At 41.6% G+C, this 21,521-nt stretch carries 34 protein-coding genes and 2 pseudogenes; 30 read left to right on the forward strand and 6 right to left on the reverse strand.

Translation table 11 applies throughout. The features are described 5' to 3' along the window. Positions 1-41 precede the first annotated feature (41 nt). From yihA to MKL36_RS11660, 6 genes and pseudogenes are all read right to left on the reverse strand, one after another. Positions 42-818 carry a ribosome biogenesis GTP-binding protein YihA/YsxC gene (yihA, locus tag MKL36_RS11635; protein ID WP_021510120.1) on the reverse strand — a complete coding sequence of 259 codons (777 nt, stop codon included), beginning with the start codon at positions 816-818 and terminating at the stop codon, positions 42-44. Between the two features lie 108 nt (positions 819-926). Next, positions 927-1,364: an RrF2 family transcriptional regulator gene (locus MKL36_RS11640; protein WP_001176605.1), complete on the reverse strand. Its 438-nt coding sequence runs from the start codon at positions 1,362-1,364 to the stop codon at positions 927-929. 85 nt (positions 1,365-1,449) lie between these two features. Further along, the gene (locus MKL36_RS11645) at positions 1,450-2,214 is read right to left on the reverse strand and encodes a globin domain-containing protein (protein WP_000188888.1); all 765 of its coding nucleotides are present in this window, start codon (positions 2,212-2,214) and stop codon (positions 1,450-1,452) included. Positions 2,215-2,216: 2 nt separating this feature from the next. Further along, positions 2,217-2,338: pseudogene (locus MKL36_RS11650) on the reverse strand (hypothetical protein). Positions 2,339-2,359: 21 nt separating this feature from the next. Further along, positions 2,360-3,907: a helicase HerA-like domain-containing protein gene (locus tag MKL36_RS11655; protein ID WP_000537113.1), complete on the reverse strand. Its 1,548-nt coding sequence runs from the start codon at positions 3,905-3,907 to the stop codon at positions 2,360-2,362. Between the two features lie 41 nt (positions 3,908-3,948). Beyond that, positions 3,949-5,139: a PLP-dependent transferase gene (locus tag MKL36_RS11660; protein WP_021510119.1), complete on the reverse strand. Its 1,191-nt coding sequence runs from the start codon at positions 5,137-5,139 to the stop codon at positions 3,949-3,951. 167 nt (positions 5,140-5,306) lie between these two features. Between MKL36_RS11660 and MKL36_RS11665 the strand changes: the two genes are divergently transcribed. The 30 genes and pseudogenes from MKL36_RS11665 (at position 5,307) to MKL36_RS11810 (ending at position 21,518) form a co-directional block, all read left to right on the forward strand. Then, a complete protein-coding gene (locus MKL36_RS11665; RefSeq protein WP_000835293.1) occupies positions 5,307-6,035 on the forward strand; it encodes a type 1 glutamine amidotransferase in 729 nt (242 codons plus the stop codon). Between the two features lie 251 nt (positions 6,036-6,286). Continuing rightward, positions 6,287-6,598 carry a 30S ribosomal protein S10 gene (rpsJ, locus tag MKL36_RS11670; protein WP_000070912.1) on the forward strand — a complete coding sequence of 104 codons (312 nt, stop codon included), beginning with the start codon at positions 6,287-6,289 and terminating at the stop codon, positions 6,596-6,598. Positions 6,599-6,655: 57 nt separating this feature from the next. Then, the gene (gene rplC, locus MKL36_RS11675; RefSeq protein WP_001982642.1) at positions 6,656-7,294 is read left to right on the forward strand and encodes a 50S ribosomal protein L3; all 639 of its coding nucleotides are present in this window, start codon (positions 6,656-6,658) and stop codon (positions 7,292-7,294) included. 11 nt (positions 7,295-7,305) lie between these two features. Continuing rightward, positions 7,306-7,908: a 50S ribosomal protein L4 gene (gene rplD, locus MKL36_RS11680; RefSeq protein ID WP_001050255.1), complete on the forward strand. Its 603-nt coding sequence runs from the start codon at positions 7,306-7,308 to the stop codon at positions 7,906-7,908. Next, the gene (rplW, locus tag MKL36_RS11685; RefSeq protein WP_001058538.1) at positions 7,905-8,225 is read left to right on the forward strand and encodes a 50S ribosomal protein L23; all 321 of its coding nucleotides are present in this window, start codon (positions 7,905-7,907) and stop codon (positions 8,223-8,225) included. The genes rplD and rplW overlap by 4 nt, the downstream gene beginning before the upstream one ends. Positions 8,226-8,236: 11 nt before the next feature. Next, on the forward strand, positions 8,237-9,061 hold the full coding sequence (gene rplB / locus MKL36_RS11690; RefSeq protein WP_001122317.1) for a 50S ribosomal protein L2: 825 nt from the start codon (positions 8,237-8,239) through the stop codon (positions 9,059-9,061). 13 nt (positions 9,062-9,074) lie between these two features. Beyond that, a complete protein-coding gene (gene rpsS, locus MKL36_RS11695; protein WP_001138119.1) occupies positions 9,075-9,350 on the forward strand; it encodes a 30S ribosomal protein S19 in 276 nt (91 codons plus the stop codon). Positions 9,351-9,361: 11 nt separating this feature from the next. Then, positions 9,362-9,691: a 50S ribosomal protein L22 gene (rplV, locus tag MKL36_RS11700; protein ID WP_001982638.1), complete on the forward strand. Its 330-nt coding sequence runs from the start codon at positions 9,362-9,364 to the stop codon at positions 9,689-9,691. A 1-nt stretch (position 9,692) separates the two neighbouring features. After that, positions 9,693-10,509, forward strand: a pseudogene (rpsC, locus tag MKL36_RS11705) (30S ribosomal protein S3). Beyond that, positions 10,449-10,862: a 50S ribosomal protein L16 gene (gene rplP / locus MKL36_RS11710; RefSeq protein WP_000941215.1), complete on the forward strand. Its 414-nt coding sequence runs from the start codon at positions 10,449-10,451 to the stop codon at positions 10,860-10,862. Before rpsC ends, rplP begins: the two are co-directional and overlap by 61 nt. Next, positions 10,862-11,059, forward strand: coding sequence for a 50S ribosomal protein L29 (gene rpmC / locus MKL36_RS11715; RefSeq protein WP_000849928.1), 198 nt, complete (start codon positions 10,862-10,864; stop codon positions 11,057-11,059). The genes rplP and rpmC overlap by 1 nt, the downstream gene beginning before the upstream one ends. Beyond that, complete coding sequence (gene rpsQ / locus MKL36_RS11720; protein ID WP_001291845.1) at positions 11,056-11,313, forward strand: 30S ribosomal protein S17; 258 nt, start codon at positions 11,056-11,058, stop codon at positions 11,311-11,313. The genes rpmC and rpsQ overlap by 4 nt, the downstream gene beginning before the upstream one ends. 92 nt (positions 11,314-11,405) lie before the next feature. Further along, complete coding sequence (rplN, locus tag MKL36_RS11725) at positions 11,406-11,774, forward strand: 50S ribosomal protein L14 (RefSeq protein WP_001982634.1); 369 nt, start codon at positions 11,406-11,408, stop codon at positions 11,772-11,774. 9 nt (positions 11,775-11,783) lie between these two features. Then, complete coding sequence (gene rplX / locus MKL36_RS11730) at positions 11,784-12,101, forward strand: 50S ribosomal protein L24 (RefSeq protein ID WP_001062685.1); 318 nt, start codon at positions 11,784-11,786, stop codon at positions 12,099-12,101. A 15-nt stretch (positions 12,102-12,116) separates the two neighbouring features. Further along, positions 12,117-12,653, forward strand: coding sequence for a 50S ribosomal protein L5 (rplE, locus tag MKL36_RS11735; RefSeq protein WP_000113197.1), 537 nt, complete (start codon positions 12,117-12,119; stop codon positions 12,651-12,653). A gap of 9 nt (positions 12,654-12,662) precedes the next feature. Further along, positions 12,663-12,968 carry a 30S ribosomal protein S14 gene (rpsN, locus tag MKL36_RS11740; protein WP_001074624.1) on the forward strand — a complete coding sequence of 102 codons (306 nt, stop codon included), beginning with the start codon at positions 12,663-12,665 and terminating at the stop codon, positions 12,966-12,968. Positions 12,969-12,979: 11 nt separating this feature from the next. Next, positions 12,980-13,375, forward strand: a complete 396-nt coding sequence (gene rpsH / locus MKL36_RS11745) for a 30S ribosomal protein S8 (RefSeq protein ID WP_000062616.1) — start codon at positions 12,980-12,982, stop codon at positions 13,373-13,375. 13 nt (positions 13,376-13,388) lie between these two features. Continuing rightward, a complete protein-coding gene (gene rplF / locus MKL36_RS11750) occupies positions 13,389-13,922 on the forward strand; it encodes a 50S ribosomal protein L6 (protein ID WP_000091932.1) in 534 nt (177 codons plus the stop codon). Between the two features lie 14 nt (positions 13,923-13,936). Then, complete coding sequence (rplR, locus tag MKL36_RS11755; protein WP_001003194.1) at positions 13,937-14,287, forward strand: 50S ribosomal protein L18; 351 nt, start codon at positions 13,937-13,939, stop codon at positions 14,285-14,287. 2 nt (positions 14,288-14,289) lie between these two features. After that, positions 14,290-14,787: a 30S ribosomal protein S5 gene (rpsE, locus tag MKL36_RS11760; RefSeq protein ID WP_001141025.1), complete on the forward strand. Its 498-nt coding sequence runs from the start codon at positions 14,290-14,292 to the stop codon at positions 14,785-14,787. Positions 14,788-14,793: 6 nt separating this feature from the next. Continuing rightward, positions 14,794-14,970, forward strand: coding sequence for a 50S ribosomal protein L30 (gene rpmD, locus MKL36_RS11765; RefSeq protein WP_000849088.1), 177 nt, complete (start codon positions 14,794-14,796; stop codon positions 14,968-14,970). Positions 14,971-14,973: 3 nt separating this feature from the next. Next, a complete protein-coding gene (gene rplO / locus MKL36_RS11770; protein WP_000175340.1) occupies positions 14,974-15,414 on the forward strand; it encodes a 50S ribosomal protein L15 in 441 nt (146 codons plus the stop codon). A gap of 45 nt (positions 15,415-15,459) precedes the next feature. After that, positions 15,460-16,779, forward strand: a complete 1,320-nt coding sequence (secY, locus tag MKL36_RS11775; protein WP_002000592.1) for a preprotein translocase subunit SecY — start codon at positions 15,460-15,462, stop codon at positions 16,777-16,779. Positions 16,780-16,799: 20 nt separating this feature from the next. Continuing rightward, the gene (rpmJ, locus tag MKL36_RS11780) at positions 16,800-16,916 is read left to right on the forward strand and encodes a 50S ribosomal protein L36 (protein ID WP_000867907.1); all 117 of its coding nucleotides are present in this window, start codon (positions 16,800-16,802) and stop codon (positions 16,914-16,916) included. Between the two features lie 107 nt (positions 16,917-17,023). Beyond that, the gene (gene rpsM, locus MKL36_RS11785) at positions 17,024-17,380 is read left to right on the forward strand and encodes a 30S ribosomal protein S13 (protein WP_000090815.1); all 357 of its coding nucleotides are present in this window, start codon (positions 17,024-17,026) and stop codon (positions 17,378-17,380) included. A 19-nt stretch (positions 17,381-17,399) separates the two neighbouring features. Continuing rightward, positions 17,400-17,786 carry a 30S ribosomal protein S11 gene (gene rpsK / locus MKL36_RS11790; protein ID WP_001040166.1) on the forward strand — a complete coding sequence of 129 codons (387 nt, stop codon included), beginning with the start codon at positions 17,400-17,402 and terminating at the stop codon, positions 17,784-17,786. A 12-nt stretch (positions 17,787-17,798) separates the two neighbouring features. Continuing rightward, complete coding sequence (gene rpsD, locus MKL36_RS11795) at positions 17,799-18,425, forward strand: 30S ribosomal protein S4 (RefSeq protein ID WP_000135204.1); 627 nt, start codon at positions 17,799-17,801, stop codon at positions 18,423-18,425. Between the two features lie 17 nt (positions 18,426-18,442). Then, positions 18,443-19,450 carry a DNA-directed RNA polymerase subunit alpha gene (locus MKL36_RS11800; RefSeq protein ID WP_000198631.1) on the forward strand — a complete coding sequence of 336 codons (1,008 nt, stop codon included), beginning with the start codon at positions 18,443-18,445 and terminating at the stop codon, positions 19,448-19,450. Positions 19,451-19,468: 18 nt separating this feature from the next. Next, positions 19,469-19,846, forward strand: a complete 378-nt coding sequence (gene rplQ / locus MKL36_RS11805) for a 50S ribosomal protein L17 (RefSeq protein WP_001216380.1) — start codon at positions 19,469-19,471, stop codon at positions 19,844-19,846. A 181-nt stretch (positions 19,847-20,027) separates the two neighbouring features. Continuing rightward, positions 20,028-21,518, forward strand: a complete 1,491-nt coding sequence (locus tag MKL36_RS11810) for a flavin-containing monooxygenase (protein WP_000415137.1) — start codon at positions 20,028-20,030, stop codon at positions 21,516-21,518. The last annotated feature ends 3 nt before the right edge of the window (positions 21,519-21,521 follow it).

The following is a 21,521-nucleotide window of genomic DNA, read 5'->3' on the forward strand; positions in this document are numbered from 1 at the left end:
GAATATAAATTTAATGAAGAAATTGTATCTGTTTTGACGATTTACTCTTCTGCATCCTCATTGCTTGCTTCTGGGATCGCATCAACGTCAAATTCTGGCTGTTGTTCAAGCGTAAAATGTAGACGTCCAGCCATCACACTTGCTAGCTCTTCTAAACCTAGTTTGTTTAATGAAGAAAAAAGCTGAATCGAGAAATCAAGCTTCATTTTTTTCAGTTGTTGTTTAACTTCAAGCAATACTTTGTTCGCTGGGCCGCGGTTCAGTTTGTCTGCTTTGGTTAAAAGAATATGAACAAATAAATGGCGTGAATAAGCCCACTCTAGCATCATCATGTCAAAGTGCTGTAAAGGGTGGCGAATATCCATAAGTAAAACCAAACCTTGTAAGCTTTTACGATGAATTAGATAGTTTTCTAATTCTTTTTGCCATACACGTTTCATTTCTTCTGGTACGGCTGCATAACCATAACCAGGAAGGTCAACTAAGCGTTGATCTGGATTACCTAGGCTGAAAAAGTTAATCATTTGCGTGCGCCCAGGTTTTTTGGAGGCACGTGCAAGCTGTTTCTGGTTTGTTAAAGCATTAATTGCGCTAGATTTTCCTGCATTTGAACGTCCGGCAAACGCAATCTCGTAGCCGCTATCTTCAACACATAGTGCCAATTTAGGAGCACTCATTAAAAATTCAGCTTGGCATAACCAGTTTAGAGATTGCACAGCATAGGCTGTAATCGCTGGATCCGGTTTCTTTTCATAACTGATCTTTTGCTTGGGTGCGAGTCTGGCTTTGGTGTCTTTCGATTTTTCACTACGACGCATAAAAAATAACTTTTTAAATGAGAGGGCTCGCGCCTAGTATAAAGGAGCTTGGTTATTCTTGCTAATTTTCAGTAAGCTTGCTTAAAAAGATAAATAGAATAACGGGTACTAGATTTGCAAAAAGGCGATAGGGGAGTGATCTGAAGCGGATTTTGGCTGTTGTAAAACTTCACCTAACGTATATTGATCTAAACTTTGATAAAAGCTTTCCAAAGCTTGATCAAGAATACCTTTCAAACCGCAATGGGAGCGTAAAACACAAGGTGGTGTATTGCATTCAACAATTTGGTGGTCACCTTGTAAAATTCGGACAATTGTTCCAAGTTTTAAATCTAAAGCTTTTGGATTTAATCGAATTCCACCACCTTTGCCGCGAATGGTAATAATCCACTCTTGTTTACCCATAAAATGGACAACCTTCACAAGATGATTTTGCGAAACATATAAATCTTGAGCGATTTCTGCAATCGTGTACGGCGCATCACTTGGACGAGCGACATACATTAATATTCGCAAAGCATAATCGGTAAATTTATTAAGTTGCATGATCACCAAAAACTAAAGGTTAAGAGGTTGATCATCTTAGCCTGAAAGTCTAAAGAATAAAACTTTCAGGCCAGAGCTTTTTAAGTTACAGCGTTAAAGGAGCTGAAACTTGTACTTGATCACCAACTCTATAATGCTCAAGCAAAATGTTTGAAACAGAGAACTCTGTATGGTCTTCTTCTGGTTGAACATCAAAATGATAAGTATTGTCCTCTTGAGCCTCTGTGAACTTAAACGCTTTTGGTTGTTCAAGCTGTTGGTTAGGTACTTGAACCTTTACAGAAATAAAAGCATTTGCTGGGCTGGTGAGTACATCTTCATGATCAGTTGCCTTTAAAGTAAAGCGTTTGCCAGACTCAAGTGGGTCAATTTGCGTAATTTCAAATGAACGCCAGCCAGCCCATCCACCTTTCAAGCTTTCAAGTTGTTCATATTTTTGTTTTTCAACACCAATTAAGATATCTGCCAACTGTAAATAAGCTTGTTTCCACGCTTCAATGAGTTCTGATTCAAATGGAACATTTAAAACTTCACTAATTGAATGAAGCAAGTTGTCGCCCACAATTGCATATTGATCTGGTTGAATATCTAAGCTCACGTGTTTAGTGGTAATACGTTCAACCGCTTTGGCAAGCACCGTAGGATTCTCAATATTTTCAGCATACGCGAGTACAGCTGCTGCAAGAGCACGAGGTTGGCGCAGGCTGGTCTGATCATCAAGATTAAAAACATTTTTTAATTCTGGGTTGTTATTCAACATACGCTTATAGAAGTATGTAGTTAGAGTAACACCATGTTCACGCAATACAGGTACAGTAGATTTAACGAGTTCAATTTGTTGTGGAGTCATGGCTAGACCTTAATTATCTGGCTATATAAGATGTATTTAAAATACATCTTTAAAATAATTGTAGCAATAGCTTTTTAATAAAAACCTTAAAAAATTTAAGGGATATAAAATCCCCTAAATTAATATACTGATTTAAAAATAAATTTTATTTTCCAAATAATGAGCCGAGTAGCCCCCGTACTAATTTTTGGCCAGTACTACCACCTAAGCTGCGAGCAGCACTTTTTGCAAAAGTTCCGACAATATCTTGAGTAAGTTTAGCTCTTTCACGCGCCGCACGTTCCTCTTCTTTTTGCTGTTCACGTGCTAGACGCTCTTGTTCTTTGGCTTGTTGTTTCGCTAAGGTTTCCTGTTCTTTCGCTTGCTGTTTTGCGAGTTCTGCATCTTGTTTTTGCTGTTCCCGTTCAGCCACTTTGTTTTGGAGCATTTCATAGGCACTATCACGATCTACAGCTTGTTCATAAACCCCGGCAATAATACTTTGCGAAATTAAGGTCTGACGCTCTTCTGGAGTGATAGGCGTAAATGAAGAGTAAGGAGGCATAACCCAACCACGTTCTACAATTTGAGGTGTACCTTGTTCATCTAGACAACTAATCAGTGCTTCACCTACACCGAGCTCGGTAATTGCTTCATCTACTTTAAAATCGGGATTAGAGCGGAATGTGTCTGCTGCTGTTTTTACTGCTTTTTGATCTTTAGGAGTAAAGGCACGTAAAGCATGTTGTACACGGTTGCCGAGTTGCCCTAAAACACTTTCTGGTAAGTCGAGCGGGTTTTGGGTAATAAAATAAATTCCCACACCTTTAGAACGAATTAAACGTACAACTTGTTCAATTTTTTCTTGTAAAGCTTGACTGGCGTTGTCGAATAACAGGTGAGCTTCATCAAAGAAAAACACGAGTTTAGGTTTATCCATATCACCAACTTCTGGAAGCTGTTCAAATAATTCTGAAAGCATCCATAACAGGAAAGTAGCATATAGCTTAGGTGTATTCATGAGCTTGTCAGCCGCAAGAATATTGATATAACCATGCCCATTTGCATCGGTTTGTATAAAGTCCAGAATATTTAAAGCTGGCTCTCCGAAAAACTGTTCTCCACCTTGGTCGGCAAGAGCAAGGAGATTACGTTGAATAGCGCCTAAGCTGGCTGGAGATAAGTTGCCATATTCGGCTTTAAACTCAGCTGCATGTTCACTTACAAAAGTGATCATGGCTTTTAAATCTTTAAAGTCGACCAGAAGTAACCCTTGGTCGTCTGCAATACGGAATACGGCAGATAAAACACCTTCTTGGGTGTCATTTAAGTTGAGTATACGTGCTAATAAAATTGGTCCAATTTCAGAAATAGTGGTTCGAATAGGGTGGCCTTGCTGGCCAAATAAATCCCAGAAAACAACTGGATTGGCTGCAAATGGAACACTGTCGATCTGTAAAAGCTTTAAGCGTTCATTAAATTTATCCGAAGCTTCACCAGCTTTTGCGAGACTTGAAACATCACCTTTTGCGTCGGCAAGAAAGACGGGAACGCCGATTCGAGAAAAACTCTCTGCGAGCACCTTTAGGGTAACTGTTTTACCTGTACCGGTCGCACCTGCAATCAGGCCGTGCCGGTTGGCAAATTGGGAAAGTAAAACAATTTCTTTTGATGTGTCGTTAATATTTTTTGCAATAACAATCGGTGTACCCATATATTTATCCCTTAGTGTGAGCCACTATTGATGTTGTCGTTTTACATTTGTTTCAGAGCATTTTCGATATCTTGAATTAAATCTTGTGGATCTTCTAGCCCTATACAGAAGCGAACCAACAAACCTTGTTGTAAATGTGTATTTTCAAGTTTTCTCATCATTTTTAAATCATAAAGCATGACGAGACTCACCGGTCCTCCCCAACTAAAACCAAGTTTGAATAGTTTAAGAGCATCACAAAAACGGCGTACTGCTGAAATATCATAATCAGATTTGAACACAACACTCACTAAGCCTGCACTTCTACCTGTTGAGCAAATTTCTTGCCAGTATTGATGACCAGGTGAAGCTTTATCGCTTGGATGTAGAACTTGTGCAAACTGAGATTGTTTTTTTAACCATGTCAGTAGGGTTTTAGCATTATTCGATTGTTGCTCATACCTTAATGACATATGCGCAAGACTACGTTGAATTTGGGCGGTATCATCACCAGATACCGAAATCCCTAAAATGGCATGCATTCGGAACAAACGGTGATGTAACTTCTCATCACGAGTTACCACACTTCCCATTAAAATATCGCCACCACCACTTGGATATTTGGTAAGCGCATGAATGGTTAAATCCACTGATAAATGCTCATCGGAAAAATCAAAAGCATTAAAGGCGAGGCCAGCTCCCCAAGTATTATCTAGTGCAGTTAAAACACCATGTGCTTTTGCTTTTTTTACTAGCGCTTTGAGATCTGGAAATTCAAGAGTGACAGAACCTGCTGCTTCTAACCATAGCAACTTGGTTTTATCAGAAGGCTGGAAACTTGAGACATCGATCGGGTTATAAACTTGAACATTAATTCCATATTGATCTTTTAAGTAGTTTAGGTGTTCCAGATTCGGACCATATATGTTGTCTGGCACCCAAACTTCATCACCTGTTGCTAACACAGCAGAATTTACGAGATTAATCGCAGATAACCCGCTTGGAGCAAGTAGGCAGTATAAACCACCCTCAATTTGAGCAATATTGTCGCCTAGTGTAAATGTCGTAGGCGTCCCATGGGTGCCATAACTATAGTCATAAGGATCGGTCCAGTGACGATCAAAAAGGTGCGAAGTCGATTTAAAAATAATAGTTGATGCACGAAATAAGGGAGGTTGCACGGTTTCAATAAATTGAGGTGCTTTTCGTGGTGCATGAATGAGTTGGGTTTGGAAATTGTTATGCTTTTTCATGGGGCGCTATACTTTACATAATGAGATTAGATTAAGAGAAAACTTACTTAACTGCTAGATTTTTGATTATTTCTAAGATGTTTCGTTACTAGTGTAACATTCACTAAAACTTGGCTTTATTTTTGCAAAGATCAAACCAACATTCTAACAACAATAGGTTTAAGCGCATGAAGTCGCATTTACGTGTTCACTATTTTCAACATATTGCTGGCGAAGGTTTTGGAAGCTGCTATTCATTCTTAAAAGCACACCATGCAACGATAACAGCTACAGAGTTTTTTGCACTTCCAGTTGATCTCCCTTTGGAAATAGAAGCATTGCCACACATTGAAGATGTGGATTTGCTACTTATTATGGGGGGAACCATGAGTGTAAATGATGAGGCAAATTATCCATGGTTAAAAATAGAAAAAAGATGGATACGTCGTTATTTGGCGGCGGGAAAGCCTGCGATAGGACTTTGTCTCGGAGGCCAACTTATTGCCAATGCATTAGGAGCCGCCGTTAGTAGAAACCGTTATCAAGAATTGGGATGGTCGACCGTACAAAGGGTGCCGAATTTACCTAAAGAAAGCTTTTTATTACCAGAAAAAATAAATGTAATGCAGTGGCATAGTGAAACTTTTGAGATTCCTAAAGGTGCGATTCATTTAGCAGAGAACTCAGTTTGTCGTAACCAGATGTACCAAATTGGTTCAAATGTTCTTGGTTTTCAATTTCATCCAGAAATGACACCCAAGGTATTAAATCTTCTTTTAGAGAACGAACAAGAGCTTTCTATTTTTAAAGGTGAGTATGTTCAATCTTTAGATGAACTACATCATTGCGACATCCAAAAGTTTGAACAAGGCAATCAACTTTTAAACAGGGCAATAGAGTTCGTGGTCAATCAATAAAAATATAGAGTTGATGAGAAAAAGGATGAATTGAGCAGAAAATAGAAAAAGAGAATTGCATAAGACTTAAACAATCGTTATAATGAGCGACCCTCAAGAAGAGGGCATTTACTGCGAAGAAAGTAGTAAATGTGCATTACAGTCGTGGCATCGATCACGACCTTGGTGATTATCACTGCCTTTGACACTTACCAGATAGGTGAGATGCGTCAAAGGTGATTCTTTATATATTTGGCTTGGAGTTTACTGGTATGTCTAACCAGAGAATTCGTATCCGTCTTAAGTCTTTTGATCATCGTCTGATTGATCAATCTGCTCAAGAGATCGTAGAAACCGCTAAGCGTACCGGCGCACAAGTGTGTGGTCCAATTCCGATGCCTACTCGCATCGAACGCTTCAACGTTCTTACTTCACCGCACGTTAACAAAGATGCGCGTGACCAGTACGAAATCCGCACCTACAAACGTTTGATCGACATCGTTCAACCTACAGATAAAACTGTTGATGCATTGATGAAGTTAGATCTTGCAGCTGGTGTTGATGTTCAGATCGCTTTGGGTTAAGGCTTTCGGTTAATTAACGATTAGTTAATTAGGCCGCTTTTTTAGAGGTTTATGCACATGGCTATTGGTTTAGTCGGTCGCAAATGTGGTATGACTCGCATCTTTACAGATGCTGGTGTTTCTGTACCTGTTACAGTCATCGAAGTCGATCCAAACCGCATTACGCAAATCAAAACACTTGAAACTGATGGTTATCAAGCTGTTCAAGTAACTACTGGTGAACGTCGCGAGTCTCGCGTAACTAACGCTCAAAAAGGTCACTTCGCTAAAGCGGGTGTTGCTGCTGGTCGTTTAGTTAAAGAGTTTCGTGTTACTGAAGCTGAGCTTGAAGGCCGTGAAGTTGGCGGTACTATTGGCGTTGATTTGTTCACAGTTGGTCAAATTGTTGACGTAACTGGTCAATCAAAAGGTAAAGGTTTCCAAGGTGGTGTTAAACGTTGGAATTTCCGTACCCAAGATGCTACTCACGGTAACTCTGTTTCTCACCGTGTTTTAGGTTCTACAGGTCAAAACCAAACTCCTGGACGCGTGTTCAAAGGCAAAAAAATGGCTGGTCACTTAGGTGATGAACGCGTAACAGTACAAGGTCTTGAAATCGTATCTGTTGACACTGAACGTTCAGTTTTGGTTGTTAAGGGTGCAATTCCTGGTGCAACTGGCGGTGACGTTATCGTACGTCCTACCATCAAGGCCTGAGGGGAAATACCGTGAATTTAAAAACTGTTTCCGGCTCTGCTGTTGAATTGTCTGAAGTAGCTTTCGGACGTGAATTTAACGAAGCTCTTGTACACCAAGTTGTTACTGCTTACTTAGCAGGTGGTCGTCAAGGTACTCGTGCTCACAAATCACGTGCAGACGTTTCTGGCGGTGGTAAAAAACCATTCCGTCAAAAAGGTACTGGTCGCGCTCGTGCGGGTTCTATTCGTAGCCCAATCTGGGTTGGTGGTGGTAAAACTTTTGCTGCTCGTCCACAAGATTGGTCTCAAAAAGTAAACCGTAAAATGTATCGCGGTGCAATGCAATGTATCTTAGCTGAACTTGTTCGCCAAGATCGCCTTGTTTTAGTTGAAGAGTTCGCTGTTGCCGCTCCAAAAACTAAAGAATTGCTTGCAAAACTTAACGATTTAAATGCAGCTCGTGCTTTGATCGTTACAGATGCTGTAGATGAGAACTTATATCTTGCAGCGCGCAACCTTCCACACGTTGATGTGGTAGATGCAACTGCAATCGATCCTGTAAGCTTGATCGCGTTTGATAAAGTTGTGATGTCTGTGGCTGCTGCTAAGAAAATTGAGGTAGAACTCGGATGAACAACGAACGTATCTATCAAGTCCTAAAAGGACCAGTCTTCTCAGAAAAGGCACAAGTTTTAGGTGATACTGCTGGTGTTCAAGTATTTAAAGTAGATATCAACGCTACTAAACTTGAAATCAAAAAAGCAGTTGAAAAACTTTTTGGTGTAGAAGTTGTTAAAGTTAACACAACTATTACTAAAGGTAAGACTAAGCGCTTTGGTCGTACATTAGGACGTCGTTCTGATGTTAAAAAAGCATACGTCACCCTGAAAGCCGGCCAAGATGTTGAAATGGCTGACTTGGGCGATACCGCTGAAAGCGCAGCGGAATAAGGACGAAAATTATGCCGATTCAAAAATGTAAGCCAACGTCTCCAGGACGTCGCTTTGTAGAGAAAGTGGTTCATGACCATCTTCACAAAGGCGCGCCTTATGCACCGTTGGTAGAAGCAAAAAAACGTACTGGTGGTCGTAATAACAACGGTCACATTACTACTCGTCACGTTGGTGGTGGTCATAAGCAACATTACCGTATCGTTGACTTCAAACGTAACAAAGATGGCGTACCTGCTGTTGTAGAACGTATTGAATACGATCCAAACCGTACAGCGCATATTGCATTATTGAAATATGCTGACGGTGAGCGTCGTTATATCATTGCGCCTAAAGGCTTACGTGCTGGTGATAAAGTACAATCTGGTAACGATGCTCCAATTCGTCCAGGTAACTGTTTACCACTTCGTAACATGCCAATCGGTTCTACACTTCATAACGTTGAACTTAAAATCGGTAAAGGTGCTCAATTAGCACGTTCTGCTGGTGCTTCTGTTCAATTGTTGGGTCGTGATGGTTCTTACGCAATCATTCGTCTTCGTTCAGGCGAAATGCGTAAAGTACACGTTGAATGCCGCGCTGTAATTGGTGAAGTTTCTAACCAAGAAAACAACCTTCGCTCATTAGGTAAAGCTGGTGCTGCACGCTGGCGTGGTGTTCGTCCTACCGTACGTGGTATGGCGATGAACCCGATTGATCACCCACACGGTGGTGGTGAAGGGCGTAACAAAGGTATTCAACCTGTAAGCCCATGGGGTCAAAAAGCTAAAGGGTACAAGACACGTACCAACAAGCGTACGACTAAGATGATTATTCGCGACCGTCGCGTCAAGTAAAGGAATCTGACTAATGCCTCGTTCTCTGAAAAAAGGCCCATTCGTCGATGCGCACTTGTTCGCTAAGGTTGAAGCGGCTGTTGCTAGTAACTCTCGCAAGCCGATCAAAACTTGGTCTCGTCGTTCGATGATCCTTCCAGACTTTGTTGGTTTAACAATTTCTGTTCACAATGGCCGTAACCACGTTCCAGTAATTGTTACTGAGCATATGGTTGGTCATAAACTCGGTGAATTCGCGCCAACTCGTACCTATCGTGGTCACGGTGTTGACAAGAAGTCTAAACGTTAATAGGTGTCATGATGGAAGTAACTGCTAAATTACGCGGTGCCGCTATCTCGGCACAAAAAGCACGTTTGGTTGCGGACTTAATCCGTGGCAAGTCTGTTGCACATGCTTTAAACATCTTGAACTTCAGCAACAAAAAAGCTGCAGTTTTAGTTAAAAAAGCATTGGAATCTGCAATTGCAAACGCTGAACACAATAACAGTTTAGATGTTGACGACCTTAAAGTTTCTACGATTTACGTTGACGAAGGCATGAGCCTTAAACGTATTATGCCACGTGCTAAAGGCCGTGCAGATCGTATTACTAAGCGTACTTGTCACATCACCGTTAAGGTAGGGGTTTGATATGGGTCAGAAGGTTCATCCAATCGGTATCCGCCTAGGTGTTGTGAAACGTCATAACGCTAACTGGTATGCGAATCCGAAACAATACGCTGAATACTTGCTTAAAGATCTTCAAGTTCGTGAGTTTTTAACTAAAAAACTTAAGAATGCGATGGTTAGCAATATTCTTATCGAACGTCCATCAGGTGCTGCTAAAGTAACAATTAGCACAGCTCGTCCTGGTATCGTAATCGGTAAAAAAGGCGAAGACATTGAAAAATTACAGCGCGAACTTACCAACATCATGGGTGTTCCAGCGCAAGTAAGCATCAACGAAATTGATCGCCCAGACTTGGACGCGCGTTTAGTTGCTGAAGCAATCGCTTCTCAATTAGAAAAACGTGTAATGTTCCGTCGTGCTATGAAGCGTGCGGTTCAAAACACTATGCGTGCTGGTGCTAAAGGTATCAAAGTTGAAGTTTCTGGCCGTTTAGGTGGTGCAGAGATCGCTCGTACAGAATGGTATCGTGAAGGTCGTGTACCTTTGCACACTCTTCGTGCGGACATCGACTATGCAACTATGCGTGCTGAAACTACTTACGGTACGATTGGTGTTAAAGTTTGGATTTTCCGTGGTGAGATTTTAGGTGGCATGAAACAAGTCATGAACCCTGCTCCTGCTGAAGAACGTCCAGCTAAACGCGGTCGTGGTCGTGGTGAAGGTCAAGAGCGTCGTGGTCGTCGCGGTGACCGTGCTGCTGACAAGGGAGAATAATCCATGTTGCAACCTAAACGTACCAAATTCCGTAAAGTGCACAAAGGCCGTAACACTGGTCTAGCACATCGTGGTAGTACAGTATCATTTGGTTCGATTGCAATTAAAGCAACTGAGCGTGGTCGTATGACTGCACGTCAGATTGAAGCTGCACGTCGTACCATTAGCCGTCGTATTAAACGTGGTGGTAAAATCTTCATTCGCGTATTCCCGGACAAACCAATTACCGAAAAACCATTAGAAGTTCGTATGGGTAACGGTAAAGGTAACGTGGAATATTGGGTTTGTGAGATCAAACCAGGTAAGATCCTGTACGAAATTGAAGGTGTGAACGAAGACTTGGCACGTGAAGCTTTTGCTTTAGCTGCTGCTAAACTTCCGTTTAAAACCACTATCGTGACTCGGACGGTAATGTAATGAAAACTAAAGATCTACGTGAAAAATCGGTAGAAGAGTTGAAAGCTTTGCTTGATGAGCAACAGCTTAACCAATTCCGTCTTCGTATGGCGAAAGCAACTGGTCAGTTGGGTAAATCGCACGAAGTGCAAGTTGCTCGTAAGACAATTGCTCGTATTAAGACACTCCTTACCGAAAAACAGGGGAACGGACAATGAGTGAAAAAACAGTCCGCACGTTAACCGGCAAAGTAGTAAGCGACAAAATGGACAAATCTATTGTTGTCCTTATCGAACGCCGCGTTCAACACCCGTTGTATGGCAAATCAATTCGCCGTTCAACTAAGTTACACGCTCATGATGAGAACAACGTTGCTAAAATTGGCGATGTTGTAACCATTAAAGAAAGCCGCCCAATTTCTAAAACTAAAGCTTGGACTTTAGTGGAAGTAGTTGAAGCAGCTGCTGAGTAATTCGACGTTCTTGTTGCATCATCGGTCAATTTCGAGTACTCTTTGAGCCTTTCGAAATTGTGACCGGTGATGCTCGGTTTTGGAGTAGGGCAATGATTCAAACCGAAACTATGCTCGACGTAGCAGACAACAGTGGTGCTCGCCGCGTACAATGTATTAAAGTACTTGGTGGTTCACATCGTCGTTATGCTTCTGTTGGCGACATTATTAAAGTTACTGTAAAAGAAGCTATTCCACGCGCACGTGTTAAAAAAGGTGACGTGATGAATGCAGTTGTAGTTCGTACTAAGTTCGGCATTCGTCGTCCAGATGGTTCTGTGATCCGTTTTGATGATAACGCTGCAGTTATTTTGAACAACAACAAAGCTCCGATTGCGACTCGTATCTTCGGACCAGTGACTCGTGAACTTCGTACTGAACAGTTCATGAAAATCATTTCATTGGCTCCTGAAGTTCTATAAGAGGCAATCATGGCTAAGATTAAAAAAGGCGATCAGGTTATCGTGATCGCAGGTAAAGAAAAAGGCAAACAGGGTACTGTTTTGTCTGTTTCTGAAGACCGCGTTAAGGTTGAAGGCCTTAACTTAGTGAAGAAGCATCAAAAGCCGAATCGTGTAACTGGCGCTGAAGGCGGTATCGTTACTCAAGAAGCTTCGCTTCATATCTCAAACGTGGCAATTTTAAATGCTACAACCCAGAAGGCTGACCGTGTTGGTTACCAAGTGATTGATGGCGTGAAAACTCGCGTTTACAAATCAACTGGTGAATCAGTGGCGGTAGCGAAGTAATAGGTTGAAAAGGCAATGGCCAGACTTAAAGCACGTTACAACGACGAACTTAAAGCGAAGTTACAAGAAGAACTTAGCATTAAGAATGTGATGGAAATTCCTCGCATCACAAAAATCACTCTTAACATGGGTGTAGGCGCAGCAGCTACTGATAAGAAATTATTAGACGGCGCTGTAGCTGACATGCAATTAATTGCTGGTCAAAAACCAGTAGTTACTCTTGCACGTAAATCTATCGCTGGTTTCAAAATCCGTGATGGTTGGCCAATTGGTTGTAAAGTTACTTTACGTGGCGACCAAATGTACGAATTCTTGGACCGTTTGATCTCTATCGCAATCCCTCGTATCCGTGACTTCCGTGGTTTCTCAGCGAAATCTTTCGACGGTCGTGGTAACTACTCAATGGGTTTGAAAGAGCAAATCGTTTTCCCTGAAATCGATTTCGACAAGATTGATCGTATTCGTGGTATGGATATTACTATTACTACGACTGCTCGCACCGATGACGAAGGCCGTGCGCTTATGCGTGCATTCGGCTTCCCGTTCAAATAAGAGGTCGATATGGCTAAGAAAGGTATGATTAATCGCGAATTGAAACGCGAAAAAACTGTTGCTAAATACGCTGCAAAACGTGCTGAATTAAAAGCTACTATTGCAAATGTAAATGCGAGCGACGAAGAACGTTTCGAAGCGATGTTAAAGTTACAAGCATTGCCACGTAATGCATCTCCGGTACGTCTTCGTAACCGTTGTGGTTTAACTGGTCGTCCTCATGGTTACTTCCGTAAGTTCGGTTTAAGCCGTAACAAATTACGTGACACAGTAATGCAAGGTGATGTACCAGGCGTTGTTAAGGCAAGCTGGTAAGGAGCGACTAAATGAGTATGCAAGATACCGTTGCCGACATGCTAACACGTGTTCGTAACGCACAAATGGCTAAGAAACAAACTGTTTCTATGCCGTCTTCTAAGTTGAAAGTTGCTATTGCAAATGTACTTCAACAAGAAGGTTATATTTCAAACGTAGAAGTTGCTCAAGAAGAGACAAAATCTACTTTGACTATTACTTTAAAATATTTCGAAGGCAAACCAGTTATCGAAATGGTTAAGCGCGTAAGCCGTCCAGGCCTTCGCCAATACCGTGGCAAAGATAAACTTCCAAGCGTTAAGCAAGGTTTAGGTATTGCAATTGTTTCTACAAGCAAAGGCATCATGACTGATCGCGCTGCACGTGCTGCGGGCATCGGTGGTGAAGTTATTGCTTTTGTTTCTTAATAGGTGATTCCTCATGTCTCGTGTGGCTAAAGCCCCAGTAACTGTACCAAATGGTGTAACAGTTACTCAGAACGGCCGGCAGGTCGAAGTGAAAGGCAGCAAAGGTACATTGTCTTTCAACCTGCATGCGCTGGTCGAGCTAAAACAGGAAGAAGGTAAACTTCAACTTGCTCCAGCTAAAGAATCGAAAGATGCTTGGATGCAAGCTGGTACTGCTCGCGCTGTATTGAACAACCTTGTTAAAGGTGTTAGCGAAGGCTTCGAACGTAAGTTGCAGCTAGTTGGTGTTGGTTATAAAGCTGCGGTTAAAGGTACAGTTGTAAACCTTAACCTTGGTTACTCACACCCAATTGACTACGCTTTACCAGAAGGTGTAACAGCGGAAACTCCAACTGCTACTGAAATCATTTTGAAATCAGCAAACAAGCAGTTGTTAGGTCAAGTAGCGGCAGAAATCCGTGCATACCGTTCTCCTGAACCATATAAAGGTAAAGGTGTTCGTTATTCGGATGAAGTCATTCTTCGTAAAGAAGCTAAGAAGAAATAAGGCGCGAGGTTCTTATGAACGAAAAGAAACAATCCCGTTTGCGTCGTGCGAAAAGCACACGCTTGCACATCCGTGCATTGGGTGCGACTCGTTTGTGTGTAAACCGCACTCCGCGTCACATCTATGCTCAAGTTATTTCAGCAGATGGTGGCAAAGTTTTAGCGCAAGCTTCAACTTTAGATGCATCTTTACGTAGTGGTACTACTGGTAATATTGAAGCTGCGACGAAAGTTGGTGCTTTAATCGCAGAACGTGCTAAAGCAGCTGGCGTTACTAAAGTTGCATTTGACCGTTCTGGTTTTAAATATCATGGTCGTATCAAAGCCTTGGCTGATGCTGCTCGTGAAGGCGGCTTGGAGTTCTAATCATGGCAAAAGTTGAACAAAACGAAGGTCTCGTTGAAAAGCTGGTTGCCGTTGATCGTGTAGCCAAGGTTGTTAAGGGTGGTCGTATCTTCTCTTTCACAGCATTAACTGTTGTGGGCGATGGTAATGGTCGCGTAGGTTTTGGTCGTGGTAAAGCTCGTGAAGTTCCAGCTGCTATTTCTAAAGCACTTGAAGCTGCACGTCGTAACATGATCACTGTAGACCTTGCTGGTACTACTTTACAACACCCTGTGAATGCTCGTCATGGTGCAAGCCGTGTATACATGCAACCTGCTTCAGAAGGTACTGGCGTAATCGCTGGTGGTGCAATGCGTGCCGTTCTTGAAGCTGCAGGTGTACATAACGTACTTGCTAAATGTTATGGTTCTACTAACGCTGCTAACGTAGTAAACGCAACTTTTAAAGGTTTGCGTGATATGACTTCTCCTGAGAAAGTCGCTGCGAAACGTGGTAAATCAGTAGAAGAAATTCAAGGGTAATCAATCATGAAAACGATTAAAGTTACCCAGACTAAATCTTCTTCACATCGCTTGAAAAATCACAAGCTTTGCTTACAAGGTTTAGGTCTGCGTCGTATTGGTCATACTGTAGAAGTGCAAGATACGCCTTCTAACCGTGGTATGATCAACAAAGTCTACTATATGGTTAGTGTAGAGGAATAAGCCATGACTCTGCGTTTAAATGAGCTTGCACCTGCAGAAGGTGCAAAACGTGAACACCGTCGTTTAGGCCGTGGTATCGGTTCTGGCGTTGGTAAGACTGGTGGTCGTGGTATCAAAGGTCAAAAATCACGTAAAAGTGGTGGCGTTCGTCCAGGTTTCGAAGGCGGTCAAACAGCGATTTATCGTCGTTTACCTAAATTCGGTTTCACTAGCCAAATCGCTTTAAAAACTGCTGAAGTACGTTTGTCTGAGTTAAGTAAAGTGGAAGGCGACATCGTTAGCCTTGAAACTTTAAAAGCTGCGAATGTTGTTCGTCGCGATCAAATTCGCGCTCGTATCGTGCTTTCTGGTGAAATCACTCGTGCATTCACTGTTCAAGGTGTTGCATTGACTAAAGGCGCTAAAGCTGCAATTGAAGCAGCTGGCGGCAAAGTCGAGGAGTAATCTCGAGTGTCTATGTCTCCTAGTTCTTCAGGTCATGTCAACATGATGAAAGGTCAGCCATTTCACGTGAAATATCGTGAAATTATTCGCCGGATGAGTTTTCTAATCGGTGCATTGCTGGTCTTTCGACTAGGAGCGCATATTCCAGTACCAGGCATTAATAATGCTGCGTTAGAAAATTTATTTCATGCAAACCAAGGAACTATTCTTGGGCTATTCAATATGTTTTCTGGCGGTGCTTTAGAGCGAATGTCGATTCTTGCTTTGGGAATCATGCCTTATATTTCTGCATCAATTATTGTGCAGTTAATGTCTACAGTGATTCCTTCTCTCGAAGCCTTGAAAAAGGAAGGGGAGCAAGGTAAACGTAAAATTAATCAATATACGCGTCAGGGTACATTATTACTTGCAGTGGTTCAGGCAGTGGGTATGTGTGCAGGTCTTATTGGACAGGGTATTACTCTATCTAGTGGTCTTGCTTTTTATATACCTGCAGTTACATCACTTGTCGCAGGAACTATGTTCTTAATGTGGCTAGGTGAACAGATCACTGAAAGAGGTATCGGTAATGGTATCTCAATGATTATTTTTGCAGGTATTGTTGCTGGTTTGCCTAAATTAATTATGCAATCAGTATCATCTGTCGATAATGGTCAAACAAGTTTAATTGGTCTTGTTATCTTTGGTCTTTTGTCTCTTGGTGTATTGGCAGCGATTGTGTTTATTGAAAAAGCACAGCGTCGTATTCCAGTAAACTATGCACAGAAGCAGCAAGGGCGTCGTATATTTACAGCTCAGCAAACACATCTACCGTTGAAAATTAATATGGCTGGTGTGATTCCTGCGATTTTTGCGAGCTCTTTACTCTTGTTCCCAGCTAGTTTGGGTCAATGGGTAGGAAGTGCAGATCCGAATGCTGGTTTAATTAAACGTAGTTTACAAGATTTAGCTTTAGTATTGTCGCCTGGACAGCCTTTGTATTTGGTGCTCTTTGGTGCGTTAATTATCTTTTTCTGTTACTTTTATACGGCTTTAGTATTTAGCCCTAAGGAAGTATCAGAAAATCTAAAACGCAGCGGAGCTTATGTGCCTGGTATTCGCCCAGGTGAGCAAACTGCTCGTTACTTAGATCATATTCTTAATCGTTTGACGTTTATTGGTGCGATTTATATTACAGTCATTTGTTTGATGCCAATGATTCTACAAAGTTCTTTTGGTATTCCATTCTATTTGGGTGGTACCTCATTACTCATTGTAGTCGTTGTTGTTATGGACTTTATGGCTCAGCTACAAGCGCATTTAACTTCTCATCAATATGACAATCAAACATTAATGAGAAAAACGACTGCTCATCCTAAGGGATAAGCGCACTTAGAGGTTTCATCATGAAAGTACAAGCTTCTGTAAAGAAAATTTGTGGTAGCTGTAAAGTTATCCGTCGTAATGGGGTTATTCGCGTGATTTGTAGCGCAGAACCTCGTCATAAGCAGCGTCAAGGTTAATCTAATCAAGACCTGTTGATTTCAGTAGGCGAATTGGGTTAATATCCGCCCCTCAAGATTTTTGTGGGGCGGTTGATTATCTCTACTGCCTTTTTGGAGAAAAGTGAATGGCTCGTATTGCCGGTGTAAACATTCCGGATAACAAGCATGCTGTTATCTCCCTCACTTACATCTTTGGTATCGGTCGCCACACTGCTAAGAACATCTTAGCTGCAGTTGGTATTACTGAGACTACTAAGATCCGTGAGTTGGACGATGCACAGCTTGATGCGATTCGTGCAGAAGTTGCTAAGGTTCCTACCGAAGGTGACTTACGTCGCGAAATTTCCATGAACATTAAACGTTTAATGGATTTAGGTTGCTATCGTGGCCTTCGTCATCGTCGCAGCTTGCCTGTCCGTGGTCAACGCACCAAAACTAACGCACGTACCCGTAAAGGTCCGCGCAAACCGATTAAAAAGTAAGATTTCTGGAAGCTAAAAGATGGCTAAAGATACTCGCACACGCAAGAAGGTCACTCGTACCGTCTCTGAAGGTGTTGCACACATTCACGCGTCTTTTAATAACACCATTGTTACGATTACCGATCGTCAAGGTAATGCATTGGCTTGGGCCACCTCAGGTGGACAAGGCTTCCGTGGTTCACGTAAATCAACTCCGTTTGCTGCTCAGGTAGCTGCTGAAGTTGCTGGTAAAGCAGCTTTAGATTACGGTTTGAAAAACCTTGACGTCCTTGTAAAAGGTCCTGGTCCAGGTCGTGAGTCTGCGGTTCGTGCATTAGGCGCAGTGGGTTATAAGATTAACAGCATTACCGATGTGACTCCAATTCCTCACAACGGTTGCCGTCCACCTAAAAAACGTCGCGTGTAAGGAGAAACATTCATGGCTCGTTATATTGGTCCAAAATGCAAACTCTCTCGCCGCGAAGGGACAGACCTGCAACTTAAATCTGGCGTTAAACCATTTGACGTCAAAACTAAAAAAGCTAACAAAGCACCTGGTCAACATGGTCAGGCTCGCGGTGGTAAGCAATCTGAGTATTCACTACAATTACGTGAAAAACAAAAAGTCCGTCGTATTTACGGTGTGTTAGAGCGTCAATTTAGTAACTACTATAAAGAAGCAGCTCGTGTTAAAGGCGCAACTGGTGAGAACTTGTTGAAATTGCTTGAAAGCCGTCTTGATAACGTTGTTTATCGCATGGGTTTTGGTTCTACACGTGCAGAAGCTCGTCAGTTAGTAAGTCACCGTAGCATTACTTTGAATGGTCGTCGTGTAAACATCGCATCTATTCAAGTTAAAGCTGGTGATGTAATTGCGGTTCACGAAGGTGCTAAGCAACAATTGCGTATTAAAAACGCGATTGAATTGGCTGCTCAACGTGGTATTCCAGCTTGGATCGAAGTTGATCACTCTAAGCTTGAAGGTACGTTTAAAGCTGCACCAGATCGTTCTGATTTACCTGCTGAAATCAACGAAAGCTTGATTGTAGAATTGTATTCTAAATAATCCTTGAGGTAGCAATAATGACGCGTACTGCAAACGAGTTTCTAACTCCGCAAGCGATCAAGGTCGAAGCGGTAAGCGGGACCTCGGCAAAAGTGATTCTGGAACCTTTAGAGCGTGGTTTTGGCCATACTCTAGGTAATGCTTTACGTCGCATTCTATTGTCTTCTTTGCCAGGCGCTGCTGTGGTTGAAGTAGAGATAGAAGGTGTCGAGCACGAGTACAGTACTTTAGAAGGCTTGCAGCAGGACATCGTCGAGCTCTTGCTGAACCTAAAAGGATTGTCTATTAAGCTGTTCGATCAAAATGAAGCTTATTTAACATTAGAAAAACAAGGTCCTGGTGACATTACTGCTGCCGACCTTCGTTTACCTCATAATGTTGAAGTGGTTAACCCAGAACATTTAATTGGTACTTTGAGTGCTACAGGCTCATTAAAAATGCGCTTGAAAGTTTCTCAAGGTCGTGGTTATGAAACATCTGACTCTCGTTTCCCTGAAGGCGAAACACGTCCTGTAGGTCGTTTACAGTTAGATGCTTCTTATAGCCCAATTAAGCGTGTTTCTTACACCGTAGAAAATGCGCGTGTAGAACAACGTACCGATTTAGATAAACTGGTAATCGATCTTGAGACCAACGGTACGGTTGATCCTGAAGAAGCAATCCGCAAAGCGGCAACAATCTTGCAACAACAAATTGCAATTTTTGTTGATCTTCAGAAAGACCAAACTCCTGTTGCTCAAGAACCTCGTGAAGAAGTTGACCCAATCTTGCTTCGCCCAGTAGATGATCTAGAGCTTACTGTTCGTTCTGCTAACTGTTTGAAAGCAGAAAATATTTACTACATTGGTGATCTTGTTCAACGTACTGAAGTTGAGTTGTTAAAAACTCCTAACCTTGGTAAAAAATCGTTAACAGAGATCAAAGATGTTTTGGCATCGAAAGGTTTACAACTCGGTATGCGTCTTGAGAACTGGCCACCAGCTAGTCTTCGTATGGACGACCGTTTTGCCTATCGTAGCCGTTAATTAAGTAGGACTATCACCATGCGTCATCGTAATAGTGGTGTGAAATTAGGCCGTACAAGCAGCCATCGTAAAGCGATGTTCCAAAACTTGGCTAATTCTTTATTTGAACATGAGTTGATCAAAACAACTTTGCCTAAAGCTAAAGAATTACGTCGTGTTGCTGAGCCTTTAATCACTCTAGCAAAAAACGATACTGTAGCAAATCGTCGTTTAGCATTTGCTCGTACTCGTAATGCTGCAACTGTTGGTAAATTATTTACCGTACTCGGCCCTCGTTACAAAGAACGTAACGGCGGTTATCTACGTGTTCTTAAAGCGGGCTTCCGTGCTGGTGATGCAGCACCGATGGCTTACGTTGAGCTTGTAGATCGTGAAGTGAACACTTCAGCTGAATAATTGATATTATTCAAAAAAGACCGGCTTTATGCCGGTCTTTTTTATTTTCCAAAAAACATAAAATTAAAAATTTGTCCCCAAGTGACATAAAAAAACGGATAAACGGTCAAACTTGACATTGTGTATTGTCAAAATTGTGATTTAATAAAGTTATATTCTCAACAATGGGTATAAAAATAAAATGGAAAAGCAAGTTGATGTATTAATCATTGGTGCAGGCATATCAGGAATAGGTGTTGCTGCCCATTTATCTAAAAACTCTCCACAACGTCAGTTTGAAATTTTGGAGCGTCGTGAATCGTTTGGTGGAACTTGGGATCTTTTCCGCTATCCTGGTATCCGTTCTGATTCAGATATGTCTACTTTTGGTTTTAACTTTAAACCATGGCGCAAAGCCAATGTTCTCGCTGATGGTGCCTCTATTAAAGGGTATCTAGGGGAAGTGATTGATGAGTTTAAGTTAAAAGAAAAAATTCATTTTGGCCATCGTGTCCTTTCTGCGAATTATAATTCTGCCTTGAAAAAGTGGCATGTTATTGTCGAGGACAATAAGAAAAAACAGCAGACTTGGGTTGCTAACTTCGTTGTAGGTTGTACTGGTTATTATAATTATGACCAAGGTTACGCGCCGACTTTCCCAAATCAAGAAGCTTTCAAAGGTCAACTCATTCATCCACAACATTGGCCGGAAAATTTGGATTATAAGGGTAAAAAAGTAGTAATTATTGGTAGTGGAGCTACAGCAATTACACTGGTGCCTGCAATGTCAAAAGGTGGAGCAGGTCATGTAACGATGTTGCAACGTTCACCAACTTATATTGCTTCTGTTCCGTCTATTGATTTCATCTATGAAAAAACTCGTAGATTTATGTCTGAAGAAGCAGCCTATAAATTTACGCGTGCTCGTAATATTGGTATGCAACGAGCAATTTATGCATTGTCTCAAAAGCATCCTAAAACAGTTCGTCGTTTACTCTTAAAAGCAATTGAAATGCAACTTAAGGGTAAAGTTGATATGAAACATTTTACACCTTCATATAATCCGTGGGATCAGCGTCTTTGCGTAGTTCCTGATGGTGATTTATTCAAAATTCTTCGTGAAGGTAAGGCGAGTGTTGAGACTGATCAAATTGAAAAATTTACTGAGACTGGTATTCAATTAAAATCAGGCAAGCATCTTGATGCCGATATTATCGTATCTGCAACAGGTTTGCAGGTTCAAATCATGGGCGGTGTGCAGGCAACTATTGATGGGGAACCAGTTAAATCATCTGAACACATGCTTTATAACGGCGTGATGCTCAGCGATGTACCAAACATGGCGATGATTATTGGCTATGTAAATGCTTCATGGACATTAAAAGTTGATATTGCAGCAGATTATATCTGCCGTTTATTAAACTACATGGATAAGAATAATTATGATGAAGTCATTCCATCTGGTGATAAGAGTGTGATGGAAGAGGACACAGTCATGGGTAGCTTATCATCTGGTTATATTAGTCGTGCTGCCGACGTGATTCCTAAACAAGGTAAACAAGCACCATGGCAGGTAACCAATAATTATCTTGAAGACCGTAAATCATTAAAAAATGCAAAATTTGATGATGGTGTTCTACGTTTTCATAAGCATTCAGAAGTTACCACACGTAAACCAAAATTAGTGTCTTGATAT

It is taken from the genome of Acinetobacter sp. AOR12_HL (genome assembly GCF_027855275.1).
GTDB lineage: Bacteria > Pseudomonadota > Gammaproteobacteria > Pseudomonadales > Moraxellaceae > Acinetobacter > Acinetobacter baumannii.

What these genes read in the sequence shown, in the direction of transcription:
- rplW (WP_001058538.1), top strand. Translation starts at nt 7,905, where the DNA reads ATGAACAACGAACGTATCTATCAAGTCCTAAAAGGACCAGTCTTCTCA.
- rplB (WP_001122317.1), top strand. Translation starts at nt 8,237, where the DNA reads ATGCCGATTCAAAAATGTAAGCCAACGTCTCCAGGACGTCGCTTTGTA.
- rpsK (WP_001040166.1), top strand. Translation starts at nt 17,400, where the DNA reads ATGGCTAAAGATACTCGCACACGCAAGAAGGTCACTCGTACCGTCTCT.
- rpsJ (WP_000070912.1), top strand. Translation starts at nt 6,287, where the DNA reads ATGTCTAACCAGAGAATTCGTATCCGTCTTAAGTCTTTTGATCATCGT.
- rplV (WP_001982638.1), top strand. Translation starts at nt 9,362, where the DNA reads ATGGAAGTAACTGCTAAATTACGCGGTGCCGCTATCTCGGCACAAAAA.
- rplC (WP_001982642.1), top strand. Translation starts at nt 6,656, where the DNA reads ATGGCTATTGGTTTAGTCGGTCGCAAATGTGGTATGACTCGCATCTTT.
- rplX (WP_001062685.1), top strand. Translation starts at nt 11,784, where the DNA reads ATGGCTAAGATTAAAAAAGGCGATCAGGTTATCGTGATCGCAGGTAAA.
- MKL36_RS11810 (WP_000415137.1), top strand. Translation starts at nt 20,028, where the DNA reads ATGGAAAAGCAAGTTGATGTATTAATCATTGGTGCAGGCATATCAGGA.
- MKL36_RS11665 (WP_000835293.1), top strand. Translation starts at nt 5,307, where the DNA reads ATGAAGTCGCATTTACGTGTTCACTATTTTCAACATATTGCTGGCGAA.
- rpsD (WP_000135204.1), top strand. Translation starts at nt 17,799, where the DNA reads ATGGCTCGTTATATTGGTCCAAAATGCAAACTCTCTCGCCGCGAAGGG.
- rpsH (WP_000062616.1), top strand. Translation starts at nt 12,980, where the DNA reads ATGAGTATGCAAGATACCGTTGCCGACATGCTAACACGTGTTCGTAAC.
- yihA (WP_021510120.1), bottom strand. Translation starts at nt 818, where the DNA reads ATGCGTCGTAGTGAAAAATCGAAAGACACCAAAGCCAGACTCGCACCC.
- MKL36_RS11640 (WP_001176605.1), bottom strand. Translation starts at nt 1,364, where the DNA reads ATGCAACTTAATAAATTTACCGATTATGCTTTGCGAATATTAATGTAT.
- rpmJ (WP_000867907.1), top strand. Translation starts at nt 16,800, where the DNA reads ATGAAAGTACAAGCTTCTGTAAAGAAAATTTGTGGTAGCTGTAAAGTT.
- rplN (WP_001982634.1), top strand. Translation starts at nt 11,406, where the DNA reads ATGATTCAAACCGAAACTATGCTCGACGTAGCAGACAACAGTGGTGCT.
- rplQ (WP_001216380.1), top strand. Translation starts at nt 19,469, where the DNA reads ATGCGTCATCGTAATAGTGGTGTGAAATTAGGCCGTACAAGCAGCCAT.
- MKL36_RS11660 (WP_021510119.1), bottom strand. Translation starts at nt 5,139, where the DNA reads ATGAAAAAGCATAACAATTTCCAAACCCAACTCATTCATGCACCACGA.
- rpsE (WP_001141025.1), top strand. Translation starts at nt 14,290, where the DNA reads ATGGCAAAAGTTGAACAAAACGAAGGTCTCGTTGAAAAGCTGGTTGCC.
- rpmD (WP_000849088.1), top strand. Translation starts at nt 14,794, where the DNA reads ATGAAAACGATTAAAGTTACCCAGACTAAATCTTCTTCACATCGCTTG.
- rpmC (WP_000849928.1), top strand. Translation starts at nt 10,862, where the DNA reads ATGAAAACTAAAGATCTACGTGAAAAATCGGTAGAAGAGTTGAAAGCT.
- MKL36_RS11655 (WP_000537113.1), bottom strand. Translation starts at nt 3,907, where the DNA reads ATGGGTACACCGATTGTTATTGCAAAAAATATTAACGACACATCAAAA.
- rplO (WP_000175340.1), top strand. Translation starts at nt 14,974, where the DNA reads ATGACTCTGCGTTTAAATGAGCTTGCACCTGCAGAAGGTGCAAAACGT.
- MKL36_RS11800 (WP_000198631.1), top strand. Translation starts at nt 18,443, where the DNA reads ATGACGCGTACTGCAAACGAGTTTCTAACTCCGCAAGCGATCAAGGTC.
- rpsS (WP_001138119.1), top strand. Translation starts at nt 9,075, where the DNA reads ATGCCTCGTTCTCTGAAAAAAGGCCCATTCGTCGATGCGCACTTGTTC.
- MKL36_RS11645 (WP_000188888.1), bottom strand. Translation starts at nt 2,214, where the DNA reads ATGACTCCACAACAAATTGAACTCGTTAAATCTACTGTACCTGTATTG.
- rplF (WP_000091932.1), top strand. Translation starts at nt 13,389, where the DNA reads ATGTCTCGTGTGGCTAAAGCCCCAGTAACTGTACCAAATGGTGTAACA.
- rplP (WP_000941215.1), top strand. Translation starts at nt 10,449, where the DNA reads ATGTTGCAACCTAAACGTACCAAATTCCGTAAAGTGCACAAAGGCCGT.
- rpsM (WP_000090815.1), top strand. Translation starts at nt 17,024, where the DNA reads ATGGCTCGTATTGCCGGTGTAAACATTCCGGATAACAAGCATGCTGTT.
- rplE (WP_000113197.1), top strand. Translation starts at nt 12,117, where the DNA reads ATGGCCAGACTTAAAGCACGTTACAACGACGAACTTAAAGCGAAGTTA.
- secY (WP_002000592.1), top strand. Translation starts at nt 15,460, where the DNA reads ATGAAAGGTCAGCCATTTCACGTGAAATATCGTGAAATTATTCGCCGG.
- rpsN (WP_001074624.1), top strand. Translation starts at nt 12,663, where the DNA reads ATGGCTAAGAAAGGTATGATTAATCGCGAATTGAAACGCGAAAAAACT.
- rplR (WP_001003194.1), top strand. Translation starts at nt 13,937, where the DNA reads ATGAACGAAAAGAAACAATCCCGTTTGCGTCGTGCGAAAAGCACACGC.
- rpsQ (WP_001291845.1), top strand. Translation starts at nt 11,056, where the DNA reads ATGAGTGAAAAAACAGTCCGCACGTTAACCGGCAAAGTAGTAAGCGAC.